This is a genomic window from Acinetobacter piscicola (genome assembly GCF_015218165.1).
GTDB lineage: Bacteria > Pseudomonadota > Gammaproteobacteria > Pseudomonadales > Moraxellaceae > Acinetobacter > Acinetobacter piscicola_A.
This window is the reverse complement of sequence record NZ_CP048659.1, coordinates 894,900-907,914: the sequence shown is the minus strand read 5'-3', so window position 1 is coordinate 907,914 and position 13,015 is coordinate 894,900. Positions and strand designations below refer to the sequence as shown.

Below are 13,015 nucleotides of genomic sequence, written 5' to 3'. Positions count from 1 at the left end.
TCCATTTTTATAACTAAAAAATATACTGAAATCGGTTGTCATTGGTGACAGAAACGTAACGATATGTAAACAATGTTTTTGATTTATAAATAAAAAAGCCACCGTAATGGTGGCTTAATCGCTGATGATGACTCATCAAGCATTCAACAGATTAACCAAGTTTTTTAGTTACATAGTCAATAGCTGATTGAACAGTTGTGATTTCATTTGAATCTTCATCAGGAATCGTGATGTCGAAGTCATTTTCGAAAGACATTACAAGCTCAACTAAGTCTAAAGAGTCAGCACCTAAGTCATCCATGAAAGATGCTTCGTTTTTGATCTCTTCAGCTTTCATACCTAATTGTTCTGCAACAGCTTGTTTAATGCGTTGTTCGATATCGCTCACAGGAATTCTCCTCATTGCTTGTGGCGGCGTTTAATTGCCTATAGTTTAATTGAATATTGAATTTTTTCAAAGTTAATACATGACATTAAGCCATGTATAAACCACCATTTACGTGTAATACTGTACCTGTGATGTAACTTGCACGTTCCGAAGCCAAAAAACTGACCGCATTTGCGATGTCTTGTGGCTCACCAAAACGATTTAACGCTACTTGATCACTCATTTTTTTGCGAATGTCTTCACTCAACTGCTCAGTCATTTCTGTTGCAATAAAGCCTGGTGCAATGCAATTTACAGTGATTTGACGGCTACCCATCTCTTTTGCAAGGCTACGGCTAAATGCTTCAATACCTGCTTTAGCAGCAGAATAGTTTGCCTGCCCCGGATTTGCAAAGTGTGCAACCACAGAACTGATATTAATAATGCGACCAAAACGCGCTTTAGTCATGCCTTTCAGCACACGTTTAGACAAACGGAAAACCGCTTTTAAATGAATATTTAAAATATCATCCCAATCTGCTTCCGACATACGCAGTAACAAATTATCTTTAGTAATCCCTGCATTATTCACCAATACCATCACTGAACCATATTTTTGTTCAATATCTGATACCAATGCATCAATAGCATCACCATCGCGCACATCTAAAACCGCACCTACACCATTTTCTGCAAATGTTGCTGTTAATTGTGTCGCGCCTGCTTCAGAAGTCGCCGTACCTACTACAAAATAACCGTCTAAGATAAGTTGCTGAGCAATGGCTGCGCCAATCCCTCTACTTGCGCCTGTCACTAATGCGACTTTGCGTTCTTGTGTCATGCAATTTTTCCTTCTGCCACTAAAATGGCATTCAGCGCATCTTCCATACGACTTTGCGTGTCAATTGGAAATGCTTTTTCAATGTTCGGCAAACGTTTTGCAAGATTCGCTAAGACATTACCTGGACCACATTCAACAACATATTGAATACCTTGGTCTTGCAGATATTGCATGGTGTTCGTCCACTGTACAGACTGATACAATTGTGCCGTCAATGCTTGGCGTAAAGCCGTCACATCACTTGCAATCGCTGCGTTGACATTTTGTATTACAGGAATAGTTGGTAGCTCAATGGCAGTTTGTTCCAAAGCTTGTGCGAACTGCTCTGCCGCAGGCTTCATCAATGAACAATGCGAAGGAACGGATACAGGAAGTGCAATTGCTTTACCTGATTGCTCTTTGGCTTGTGCCATAACGTCTTGCACCAATGCCGCAGACCCTGCGATGACCACCTGACCATTTGCATTGTAGTTTGCAGCTTCGACTGAGCCTTCAGCTGCTTGTGAAGCAGCTTGACACAATGCGACCACTTGGGCATCTTCTAGCCCCAAAATCGCAGCCATTGCACCTGCACCTTGTGGTACAGCAGATTGCATCAATTGACCACGTAAATGCACCAATTTCACAGCATCGACCAATGAAATTGCATTTCCTGCCACCAATGCGCTGTATTCTCCGAGTGAATGCCCTGCAAGGTATTTAGGTGCAACACCACCCAAATCTAACCATACACGCCACATCGCAATACTTGCTGTTAACAAAACAGGCTGAGTATTTTCTGTTTGATTTAAACCTTCACCGCTTTGGGCAATATTCCATAAGTCAAAACCAACAGCCTCTGAAGCTTCTGCAAATGTTTCTGTCACTACAGTAAACTGTTCTGCAAGTTCAGCAAGCATGCCTACTTTTTGTGAGCCTTGACCAGGAAACAAAAATGCAGTTTTCGTTGCTTGAGCTGCTTGCTCCAGTTGTTTAGTAGACATATAAAAGTCCTTTCTTCATACCTAGCTCGTTTCCGATGCGGCAATTTAACACTAAAAAAATAAAAAATTAATTGCTAAATACAACAAAAATTCAAGACAAAAAAAAGGGAGCGAAATGCTCCCAATTTTTTTCACTAAGCTTTCGCTTAATGCATCAACAATTATTCAGCATCAGCTGCTTTAGCGAATAATTGACGACCACGGTAGAAACCATCTTTAGTCACGTGGTGACGACGATGAGTTTCACCTGTAGTTTGGTCTACAGTTAATGCATTCTCGGTTAAAGCGTCATGTGAACGGCGCATGTCACGGCGAGAGCGACTTTTACGGTTTTGCTGAACGGCCATGATGGCTCCTTACAAAGATCGAAAAAATGGATCAGAACAATTCGGTTGTCTTAACTAAACATTATAACACAAAAATTAGTTAAGTTTACCCTTTAAACCTGCTAAAACATCAAACGGATTATCCCGTTTTTCTTCAACAGCGTCCTGATCGACTGGCTGATGTTTATGTTCACAAGCATTATGCTTAGGAGACATTGGCATCAACGTTATCAATTCATCTTCTATTAGAGAAAGTAAATCCGCAGTCGCAGGAGTATTACTTGCATAATCACCCTGTTTTGTGGCTTCACTTTCGCCTAAGACGATGTAATCAGCATCCTCATCCAAGCGCTCTATCAGTGACTCATCATCGATCAAGGCTATATGAAAATCTGAAACAAGTTCAATTTCAACAGGCTCCAAACAACGTTGGCATTCCATTGGAACTTTTGTTTCAGCATGTCCATCTAACCATACGATGCGATGATAGGCATCCATTGATAGTGTACAGTCTATATTGACCAATTGATTATCAATTGATCCAACAGCTTCACGAGCAATACGAACACAGCGAGACAATGGCAGTGTACCTGACCATGTAAAGCCCTGTTCAGCCCATTTAAACGGCTCAATCTGTGCCGGAAAGGTTTTTGCTGACATAATTAAGGCGGCAATTCTACAAATTCATCGGTACTCTGTCAAAGATTAAGATACAATTTTGTACTTATTTAGACAGATCATTTGGGTAATTTAAGTTATGCATCAGTTGCAGCCGCAACCTGAAGTCACCACTTCATTACAGTTAAACACTGATTTAACTTCAATTTCTTCTAAAAAATCAAGCCTTGTGCAACGTTTACAATGGTGTGATTTACAAACTGAAGTTCAACAGGTCGATTGGCTTATCTTACACTTTAATCTTTGGTTTTCCCACTTAAATGTACAACTTGTTCGTGGAGACTTTGAACCTGAGTATTTTCCTGCGACGGCAGACCACCCTGCTCGCATCCAATTTGCCCATGGTTATTTTAATAGTGCGCTACATGAAATTAGCCATTGGACGATTGCAGGCGAACAGCGCCGCTTATTACCCGACTTAGGTTATTGGTATGCGCCTGATGGTCGTACTGCTGAACAACAAGCACTATTTGAACAAGTCGAAGTGAAGCCACAAGCGATTGAATGGTTATTTGCTCAAGCTTTTGGACGAAAATTTCGTGTGTCTTTAGACAATCTCACCGGTGAAGGTGGCGATGGCGCAACATTTAAAGACCGTGTTTTCGCCCAAGTGCAGTGTTATTTTTCAGGAGAAACCGTACTGCCACGAGATGCAAAACGATTTATAGAATGTATCTGCTCTTGCACACGAGGTGGCAAAACATTACAAAGTCACGAGTTTCAACGTGAAATGCTTGATTAATTTACATAAATCAACATAGTGACATTGCAACTGAGCTTTTAAGCAAGTGATAATGAATGAAAAATATTCAGGAGAAAAAATATGCTGCATTTGAGAGTTCATCCTGACAATCCTCAGCCACGTTTAATTAGCCAAGCGGTAGAACGCATTCGTGCAGGAGATGTGGTGGTCTATCCAACCGATGCGGCTTATGCGATTGGCTGTCAGATTGGGAATAAAAATGCCATGGAACGTATTGCACAAATTCGTGGCTTAGGTCCAAAGCATCAATATGCCATTATCTGTGCAGATTTATCTGACATTGCCACTTATGCCAAAGTCGACAATGCGATGTATCGCCTTCTGAAAGCCAATACGCCTGCTGTTACCACATATATCTTACCTGCAACAAGTGAGGTACCTCGTCGTTTGATGCATGCAAAAAAGAAAACCATTGGTTTACGTGTACCTAGTAATGCAGTATGTCAAATGTTATTGAAAGAATTAGGTGAGCCACTTTTGACTAGTACTTTGATTTTACCAAATCAGGATCAACCTTTGGATGATCCTTTTGATATTGAACAACAGCTCGAAAAGCGTATAGATGTTTTTATTGACAGTGGTTTAGGGACACTAACCACAACCAGTATTGTTGATTTATCAGGGGCAAATCCTGAAATCATCCGTCGTGGTGTGGGGGATGTCAGTGCTTTTGAATAAGCTGTTTTAAGAAATAGTAAGTCTATGACTTTGTTTTGATCTGAGCCGTTTTAATCTTAGCTGATATTCAAGACTTTCCTGAAGATACAATGATTTACACTGAACAACCTTAGTGTTTACACTCAAATACTAAGGTTATTTAGGATGAAAAAATATTGTCTTCAAATAAAAAATTGAATGTTTTAGAAGCGGCTCAAATGGAAGCCTCCTGCTTTTTCAGCCCATATCATTATGCAAGATGATCTAAATTTATGCTCACTTTAATTTGTTATGAAATTTAAGATGCTTTAAATCTAAAGATCTAGATCATTCTCTAGTTTGCAAACGCTTTTTTTGCTGACCTTTTGCATCAAAATTTTCAGGATTGAGCCAATTTTCATAAGCTTTTTGAATACTTTGCCATTCCTCATCAAGCATCGAAAACCAAGCCGTATTACGATTATTGCCTTTAGAAATACGATCTTGACGAAAAATTCCCTCAAATTGAAAGCCAAAACGTAATGCTGCTTGTCTTGAGGGTTCATTTAAGTCATCACATTTCCACTCAACACGTCTAAATCCTTGCTCAAAACACGCTTTTAATAATAAATAGATCGTTTCAGTTGCAGCAGCACTACGTTTCATTTGATGTGAAAAATATACATTACCAATCTCAATGACTGCATGTTCAGAACGTTCATTCATCAATGCAATCCAACCTAAAATCTTTCCGTCAACTTCAATCAAAAAATGTCTTGCCTCTGTAAAACCAAAATTTTTTTTCAATGCTTGTTCTAACTGGACTTGAAAACTAAATCTTGAGTACGGCAAATATGTCCAACAAGCGTGATCTGGTTCGCTTTCTATAGCTTTCCAAAGCGCTGAAAAAGCAGATGTTTGTAAAATGTCATTGTGAATAGGAAATAAGCGCACATAGTTTCCTACTAGAATATCTTCTTGAATTTTTTTTGGCTTTTCTCGCACCACAGTTTTACCAATTTTTTGCCCAAATTCATTAATTTGGTATTTTTGATAAGTCAGCATTTTGAGTATTTATAGTCAGACATGAAAGAATAATATGCCTGTTTTTTGCTATTTTCTCTAGTAAAACACCGCTTATTTGTTAGACAAAAAACTGACCATTATCACGCAAGAAAATATTCCCTATTTATTTTCAGGTTTTTTTCACATTTCTGCATAATAACAATTTATTCCCATCGCATTTTAATTTAGAATATAAGCACTTCTATATTCAATGCAATTCGACTATCACTTCACCTCTCCTATTCTTGAAAAGTGATCTCCCGAATCGCCTAACATGCCTTTGAAAATTCGCGTGGCTAAAAACGGTAATGACTCAATCAGTCCATAACTCAATGGAAAGCATTCCACAAATTCGAGTACTCGATGAGTGGCAAGATTCGATCCCTGAGGATTTATACATTCCACCTGCTGCATTCGAAATTTTGCTTGATCATTTCGAAGGGCCACTCGACTTCCTGATTTACCTGATTCAAAAAAATGGTTTTGATTTACTTCAATTAGACATTGCACCCATTGCAAGTCAGTATCTGTCCTATATGGATAGCATGAAATCTTTAAATATCGAGCTCACTGCCGATTATATGGTGATGGCTGCACTGTTAGCAGATTTAAAATCTCGTTTATTATTGCCAAAACCAAAATCAGTTACGCTAGAAAAAGACCCTAAACAAGCGTTGATTGATCGATTAGAAACCTATTTAAGAATTAAACAAGCTGCCGAACGTTTAGGGCAAATGCCTGTGTTTGAACGTGATATTTTCCCTACCCATGTTTCTCTTGGGCAAACAGCAACTGTATATGAAGGCTATACAGCTGAAATGCTGCGTGACGCTTTATATTGCATTTTTAATCGTCCTGAACCCGTCATTCATAAGATTGAACATGAGCCTGTTTTGCTTGGGGAACGTATTGCATATATTGAAAATATGATCACCTCTGGACAGGTTTTAAGCTTTGAAAGTCTGCTTCTGCCCACCCAAGGTCGTATGGGCATGGTTGTTACGTTTATGGCAGTATTAGAACTCACCCGTCAACAAAAAATACAGATTATTTCTACTGGACTTGATGCGCCGCTTGCAATTCAAGGAGCTGCCGCATGACCATAGATCAAAATAATGTATTCAATGTTGATGAGTTGCATCATGAAGTTTTAATGCAAATAGAAGCCATCATTTTTGCTAGTGATGCACCTGTTTCTATTGCTCGCTTAAAAGAAGCATTTCAAAATCAATATTCGAAACAACAGTTGCAAAATTATTTACAGCAATTGTCAGTTTTACAACACGGTCGTTCAATTGAATTGGTCGAAGTTGCACAGGGCTTTCGTTTTCAAGTCCGTGCCAAATATCGCAATATCATTAGTCAAGTTTGGCCTGAACGTCCAACTAAATTATCCCCGTCACTGTTAGAAACTATTTCAGTGATTGCTTATCATCAGCCCGTAACCCGAGCTGATATTGAGCAAATTCGTGGAGTGACAAATAATAGTCAGCTACTCCGTACTTTATTTGAATGGAACTGGATTAAAGAATCTGGTTTTCGCGAACTCCCAGGAAGACCTGCGTTGTTAGTTACAACGCCACAATTTTTAAATGCTTTTGGTCTAGCGTCTTTAGATCAATTGCCTCCCCTACAGGATGCCAAGGAAGCTTTTATGGCATTGGATGCGCAAGCACCAAAGTCGTGAATAGGTACACTGTTGATTATTATTTCTAAGGTTATGCTGTCATGAGTGAAAAGTTGCAAAAGGTACTCGCACGAGTAGGATTAGGCTCCCGCCGTTATATGGAAGAAGTCATTGCTGCTGGTCGTGTGAGTGTCAACGGTCAAGTTGCTCAAGTGGGTGAACGTATCGAACCAACCGATGAGCTTCGCATTGATGGTCGTAAAGTTCAGTTCCAAATTGAAGATGAAATTCGTCGTCGCGTGTTGATTTATTACAAACCAGAAGGCGAAATTTGTTCACGTAACGACCCGGAATCACGACCTACTGTATTTGAACACCTACCGCCAATTGCCAATGATCGTTGGGTTATGGTTGGTCGTTTGGACATTAACTCAACAGGTCTATTGTTATTTACCAATGATGGTGAACTTGCAAACCGTTTGATGCACCCTTCAAATGAAATTGAACGTGAATATGCTGTACGTGTGATGGGTGAAGTAACGCCTGAATTACGTAAAAACATGCTAAATGGTGTGGTTTTAGATGACGGTCCTGCGAAATTTGAATCATTTACTGAAATTGGTGGCGAAGGGATCAACCGTTGGTATCAAGTGGTGGTGAAAGAAGGTCGTAACCGTGAGGTACGTCGTATTTTTGAATCACAAGGTCTAAAAGTCAGCCGCTTATTACGTACACGTTATGGTACCGTGATTTTACCACGTGAGCTACGTACAGGTCGTTGGGTAGAATTAGATAAACAAGACATCGATAACTTAGCGAAAATTGTTGAGTTAAAACCGCGTCAAGGTACGGGTTTATTTGGTATGGCAAAACGCCGTAACGAACGTATGCAAGACAAACCAATGGCTGCACGCCGTGGTGGTTATCTACGTCAACAACGCCGTGATAGTGATGATGAGCAAGGTCATAACAACCATCACCGTCAGGACAATCGTCAAGATCGTGCTGGTTACGGTAACCGTGATCGCAATGATTTCCGCTCTGAACGTCCTGCACCTGCACGTTTTGAAGGTAATCGCGACCGCAATAGTAATAACTTTAACAGCCAAAACCGTGATGAAAATAAATTTTCACAACGTAAACCGTTTGGTTTAAAAAAAGGTTTTAACAAACCCTAATTTAGTTATATAGAACCTTTATTTTATATCCCCATAAGTTAAACACAATTTATGGGGTTTTATTTTTCTTTAAAGCCAACTAATTTTGAGCATCTTGCCAAAGCTGATATAAATGAAAAGGCAGATTCACTTGTCTTTGAGTATAAGATAAGCCTTGTTGCTCATGCGGAGCATCTCTTAAAATTTCCGCAATCTTCGCTGTAGATAAACCAAAAGGTTCGGCATCAGTATTAGAATAGGCATAGACAACTTTTTCGATACCTGCCATCCGTAATGCAGCCAAACACATTGGACATGGTTGTCCGCTCGCATAAACCACGCAGTCTTTCAGCGATATACTTTTTAGATTTTGTGCAGCCTGACGCAACGCATTAAGTTCTGCGTGTGAGGTTGGATCACCTGTAGTCAAAATTTGATTTACCCCTGTGCTGACGACAACATCATTTTTCACAATGACAGCACCAAATGGACGACCACCTTGCTCAATATTTGCTTTGGCAAGTTGTACAGCTTGGTTCAGGAAATCCATATCATTCATCTATATCAACCATTTTCATCATATTGAATACATTATTCTAATACAGGAATCTCAACCCACTGACAGTGAGGAAAATGTTTTGCCAGATAATTTTTTAAATAGTCGGCAGTATCTTTGGAAATCAGTTCATCTTGCGATTGATCATTTAAATTATAGGCCAAGGCATACAGCTCTAAACCACGACTTTTGAGTGCTTCTAGACTTAAAATGGTATGATTAATACTCCCCAAACGCCCTGAAGTGACCAAAATCACAGGCAGTTTTTTTGCAGCGACATAATCGATCGTCAGTAAATCTGTGGTGAGTGGTACCATCAAACCACCTGCACCTTCGAGCAAGACAATTTCATATTTTTCTGCAAGTTGTGCTGTGGCATTTTCAATTTTCTGAAAATCAATCTCACGACCATCTAGTTTGGTCGCTAAATGTGGCGATGCAGGATAAGTAAAAATTTCAGGCATAGTCAGCTTGCTTTCATCTTCAGGAAACCAGCCCATGCCCATAATCTGACGATGCTGTTCAATATCTTCCGAAATGTATACATTGCCCGTTTGGATGAGTTTTTGCGTGATGGTTTTCTTGCCTTGTTCATTCCAAAGCTTCGCCAAATAGCCAGTGGTATAGGTTTTGCCAATGCCTGTGTCGATTCCACTGATAAAGTAAACTGAACCTGTCATGGCATTCTCCGTGCAATACAATAAATCGGATGATAGGTTAAGGGATATAGCATTTGACCTGATTCATCACTGAATAAAAATTGTTGATAATCCTGATAAAAGTTCTGCAAACTTTGCTTTGTCCAACGAAAATTGGAAGCCGTTGCAGTCACTCCTGTGGCTTTTAAATGCTGTAAAACTTGTTTGGGATGCTGAAAATTTAAAGCGGTGATCTGCTCAGAAAGATGTAATATTTCAAAACCATTGTTCTGTAATTTATCCTGAAGATGTTCAAGACTTAAATAATCCAAACCTTGTCCTGTTAAAGCTTTTATTTCCTGTAGGTTTTGCTGTCCAAATGTGGAAAAACAAAAATAGCTTTCTGTATTTAAACTATGGAATGTTTTTTGTAAGATAGCCGCCAAATTTTGCACCCATTGCAAGGCTGAACTTGAGGTAATTAAGTCTAAATGCTGTGGAAATTCAAGCTGTTCAATATCACCTATGAGATAGTCGATTTTAGAATAGGTTTGAAAATGTTGCTGAATTTCAGGATACAGGTCATTTAAAATCAAATGATCAATCTGCATATTTTTAAGCAATAAATGACTTAAATTGCCTGAGCCACAACCGATTTCAAACACCTCTGCCAAATATCCACCAAACAATTCAGGACAATATTGTCCAATTAAATCAAATAAATGCTGTGCAATCTTCTTTTGTACAATGGCATGTTCAACATAACTTTGCCCTGCCTGTGCAAAACGGCGTGCCACTTGTGATTTATCTATTTTTAAATGATTCACGTTATTCATCACATGCTATTTACAATAAATCTATCAACTGATGGAGATCAGTCTGCTGAATTTGTGCGGTCAATGAAATACGCAAACGGGAACTGTTTTGTGGCACAGTCGGTGGGCGTACAGGCATAATATAAAAGCCTGCATTTTGTAAAGCTTTAGCTTTCCCCACAGTTTTTGTAGATTCACCAATAATCACAGGCACAATATGCGAGGTCGAAGGACAATCAAAACCTTTGGCTTGAACAGCTTGCTGTAAATATTGACTAAGCTGTTGTAAATGCTGACGCTCCGCATTTAAATGCAGGACTTTTTTAAATATAAAATCTGTCCATGCCATACAAATCGGTGGTTGTGCAGTACTAAAAATCAGCGGACGCATCGAATTAATCAGATAATCCCGAATAACTTGATGACAAATCAGATAACCGCCAATCGACGCCATTGCCTTGCCGAATGTTCCAACCAAAAGGTCAATCTCACCCATGACGCCATATTGTTCAGCACAGCCTAAACCGTGCTCGCCACGCACACCAATGGCATGTGCTTCATCGACATAGAGCATCACCTTTGAAAATTGCTTTTTAATCCGCACCAATTCCGCCAAATCGGTTTCATCTCCATCCATACTAAAAATGGATTCGGTGACAATGATGATCCGTTCAAATGCATCATCTGCATGATATTTCTGTAAAAGCTGAGTTAAATGTATCAAGTCATTATGACGATAACGCACATATTTCGCAGTCGATAAACGGATGCCATCAATCATACTGGCATGAATCAGTTTATCAGCAAGAATCAAAGTTTTACTGTCCGCAAGCGCAGGTAAAATCCCAATATTCATGTGATAACCACTGTTAAATAACAGCGCAGAGCGACCATGAAATGCCTGACTTAAACTCGCTTCGAGCTGTTCATATTCAGAGAAATTTCCTGTCAATAAACGTGAAGAAGATGAGCTCATCCAACGTGCTGTATTTGGGGTTTCATCAAAAAACTGTTCACGTAGATGAATGTTGGATCCTAAACCCAAATAGTCATTTGAAGCTAAATTCAACATCTTTTGATCATGAATGATGATGTAACGATCTTGCTGAATATTGGATGTGAACTGTCGTAGATCGCCTTGTTGCTTTAAAACATCCAATTGCGTTGAAAAATGATCGAGCAGACTCATTGCGGTTGCTCCATGTTTTGCACCACTTCGACCAATTGTTCTAATAAAGTTGTTAATTCAACTTCGGAAATAACATAAGGTGGCATCACATAAACCAGTTTTCCAAATGGGCGAATCCAAATGCCACGGCGCACAAACTCCTGTTGTAAGGTTTTCATATCCACATTAAAGCTGAGTTCTACTACACCAATTGCGCCAAGTACACGTATATCTTTCACATCATCAAGCTGCGCAAGTGGTTGTAAATGTATACTGAGTTGCTGTTGAATGCGTTGAATATTGCTTTGCCAATCTTGTGAAATCAGCAGTTCGGTACTTTTGGCTGCAACCGCACAGGCAAGCGGATTTGCCATAAAAGTTGGACCATGCATAAACACACCTGCCTCACCCTGACTGATGGTTTCAGCAATTTTTTGGGTTGTAAGTGTTACCGACAAGGTCATATAACCGCCTGTCAGACCTTTGCCGATGCACATAATATCAGGCTCAATGCCCGCCCACTCCCATGCAAAGAGCTTGCCTGTACGTCCGAAACCTGTGGCAATTTCATCAAAAATCAGCAGGATATTGTATTTTTCACACAGTAACTTGGCTTGACGTAAATATTCAGGATGGTAAAAGCGCATTCCCCCTGCACCTTGCACAATCGGCTCAAGAATCAATCCTGCAATATTTTCATGCTGTTCTGCCAACGTTTTTTCGAGTTCGGCAATATCAGTTTGATCCCATTCATCATAAAAGCCAACTTGTGGCGCAGGAACAAAGGTTCGATTGGGTAAACTTGAACCAAAAATCTGATGCATCCCTGTGACAGGATCACACACGGACATCGCATTCCATGTATCGCCATGATAGCCCGAACGTGGTGTGACAAAGTTGGTTTTTGCAGAATGACCCAAAGCAGTCCAATACTGTACCGCCATTTTTAAAGCCACTTCGACTGCAACTGAGCCCGAGTCTGCATAGAAAATTTTATCCAGACTGGGTGGGGTGATTTTTAATAGTAATTTTCCAAGTTGAATCGCAGGATCATGGGTAAAACCACCGAACATAATATGCGACATATTTTGCAGTTGATCCGTCACGGCTCGATTGAGTTCAGGATGGTTATAACCATGAATGGCACACCACCAAGACGACATACCATCAATCAACTGACGTCCATCTTCCAGTTCAATGATCGCACCTTGTGCCCTTTTGACTTTAAAGGTCGGCAATGGGTTCGTCATGGATGTATAAGGATGCCAAAGATGTTGTAGATCAAACTGTTGATCTGTTAATTCACTCAATGAATTAGCCAATACATCGGTCATCCTAAACTCCATTCCATTCGGTACAACAAAAATCTAATTTACAGATCTTAAACCTGTGCGG

General features: G+C 39.7%; 16 protein-coding genes. 5 read left to right on the top strand and 11 right to left on the bottom strand.

Going from position 1 to position 13,015, the window contains the following annotated elements; translation table 11 throughout:
• Positions 1-151: 151 nt before the first annotated feature.
• The 5 genes from acpP to G0028_RS04360 form a co-directional block, all read right to left on the bottom strand.
• Complete coding sequence (acpP, locus tag G0028_RS04380; RefSeq protein WP_065994154.1) at positions 152-388, bottom strand: acyl carrier protein; 237 nt, start codon at positions 386-388, stop codon at positions 152-154.
• Between the two features lie 85 nt (positions 389-473).
• On the bottom strand, positions 474-1,208 hold the full coding sequence (fabG, locus tag G0028_RS04375) for a 3-oxoacyl-ACP reductase FabG (protein WP_180045889.1): 735 nt from the start codon (positions 1,206-1,208) through the stop codon (positions 474-476).
• Positions 1,205-2,191, bottom strand: a complete 987-nt coding sequence (gene fabD, locus G0028_RS04370) for an ACP S-malonyltransferase (RefSeq protein ID WP_180045891.1) — start codon at positions 2,189-2,191, stop codon at positions 1,205-1,207. Before fabD ends, fabG begins: the two co-directional genes overlap by 4 nt.
• Before the next feature lie 161 nt (positions 2,192-2,352).
• The gene (rpmF, locus tag G0028_RS04365) at positions 2,353-2,538 is read right to left on the bottom strand and encodes a 50S ribosomal protein L32 (RefSeq protein ID WP_004723964.1); all 186 of its coding nucleotides are present in this window, start codon (positions 2,536-2,538) and stop codon (positions 2,353-2,355) included.
• 75 nt (positions 2,539-2,613) lie between these two features.
• Positions 2,614-3,177 carry a YceD family protein gene (locus G0028_RS04360; protein ID WP_180045893.1) on the bottom strand — a complete coding sequence of 188 codons (564 nt, stop codon included), beginning with the start codon at positions 3,175-3,177 and terminating at the stop codon, positions 2,614-2,616.
• A 97-nt stretch (positions 3,178-3,274) separates the two neighbouring features.
• Between G0028_RS04360 and G0028_RS04355 the strand changes: the two genes are divergently transcribed.
• Positions 3,275-3,937: an elongation factor P hydroxylase gene (locus G0028_RS04355; protein ID WP_130073953.1), complete on the top strand. Its 663-nt coding sequence runs from the start codon at positions 3,275-3,277 to the stop codon at positions 3,935-3,937.
• 81 nt (positions 3,938-4,018) lie between these two features.
• On the top strand, positions 4,019-4,636 hold the full coding sequence (locus tag G0028_RS04350) for an L-threonylcarbamoyladenylate synthase (protein WP_111858271.1): 618 nt from the start codon (positions 4,019-4,021) through the stop codon (positions 4,634-4,636).
• 306 nt (positions 4,637-4,942) lie between these two features.
• On the opposite strand, the gene G0028_RS04345 is transcribed toward G0028_RS04350, so the two are convergent.
• Positions 4,943-5,659: a GNAT family N-acetyltransferase gene (locus G0028_RS04345; RefSeq protein WP_180045895.1), complete on the bottom strand. Its 717-nt coding sequence runs from the start codon at positions 5,657-5,659 to the stop codon at positions 4,943-4,945.
• Between the two features lie 308 nt (positions 5,660-5,967).
• Between G0028_RS04345 and G0028_RS04340 the strand changes: the two genes are divergently transcribed.
• From G0028_RS04340 to rluB, 3 genes are read left to right on the top strand one after another with little or no spacing between them, the layout of a single operon-like run.
• On the top strand, positions 5,968-6,759 hold the full coding sequence (locus G0028_RS04340; RefSeq protein ID WP_180045896.1) for a segregation and condensation protein A: 792 nt from the start codon (positions 5,968-5,970) through the stop codon (positions 6,757-6,759).
• Positions 6,756-7,346, top strand: a complete 591-nt coding sequence (gene scpB / locus G0028_RS04335) for an SMC-Scp complex subunit ScpB (protein ID WP_130073957.1) — start codon at positions 6,756-6,758, stop codon at positions 7,344-7,346. Before G0028_RS04340 ends, scpB begins: the two co-directional genes overlap by 4 nt.
• A 41-nt stretch (positions 7,347-7,387) precedes the next feature.
• On the top strand, positions 7,388-8,464 hold the full coding sequence (gene rluB / locus G0028_RS04330) for a 23S rRNA pseudouridine(2605) synthase RluB (RefSeq protein WP_180045898.1): 1,077 nt from the start codon (positions 7,388-7,390) through the stop codon (positions 8,462-8,464).
• 79 nt (positions 8,465-8,543) lie between these two features.
• Here the strand turns inward: rluB and G0028_RS04325 are convergent, their stop codons facing one another.
• Genes G0028_RS04325 through bioA form a run of 5 tightly spaced genes read right to left on the bottom strand, consistent with a single transcriptional unit; the run spans position 8,544 to position 12,954 of the window.
• Positions 8,544-9,002 (bottom strand): nucleoside deaminase, encoded by a 459-nt coding sequence (locus tag G0028_RS04325; RefSeq protein ID WP_180045900.1) that lies wholly within the window; start codon positions 9,000-9,002, stop codon positions 8,544-8,546.
• 32 nt (positions 9,003-9,034) lie between these two features.
• Positions 9,035-9,679: a dethiobiotin synthase gene (gene bioD / locus G0028_RS04320; RefSeq protein WP_180045902.1), complete on the bottom strand. Its 645-nt coding sequence runs from the start codon at positions 9,677-9,679 to the stop codon at positions 9,035-9,037.
• Complete coding sequence (gene bioC, locus G0028_RS04315) at positions 9,676-10,464, bottom strand: malonyl-ACP O-methyltransferase BioC (RefSeq protein ID WP_180045930.1); 789 nt, start codon at positions 10,462-10,464, stop codon at positions 9,676-9,678. Before bioC ends, bioD begins: the two co-directional genes overlap by 4 nt.
• A gap of 19 nt (positions 10,465-10,483) precedes the next feature.
• On the bottom strand, positions 10,484-11,641 hold the full coding sequence (locus G0028_RS04310; RefSeq protein ID WP_180045904.1) for an 8-amino-7-oxononanoate synthase: 1,158 nt from the start codon (positions 11,639-11,641) through the stop codon (positions 10,484-10,486).
• Positions 11,638-12,954: an adenosylmethionine--8-amino-7-oxononanoate transaminase gene (bioA, locus tag G0028_RS04305; protein ID WP_180045906.1), complete on the bottom strand. Its 1,317-nt coding sequence runs from the start codon at positions 12,952-12,954 to the stop codon at positions 11,638-11,640. The genes G0028_RS04310 and bioA overlap by 4 nt, the downstream gene beginning before the upstream one ends.
• Between the last annotated feature and the right edge of the window lie 61 nt (positions 12,955-13,015).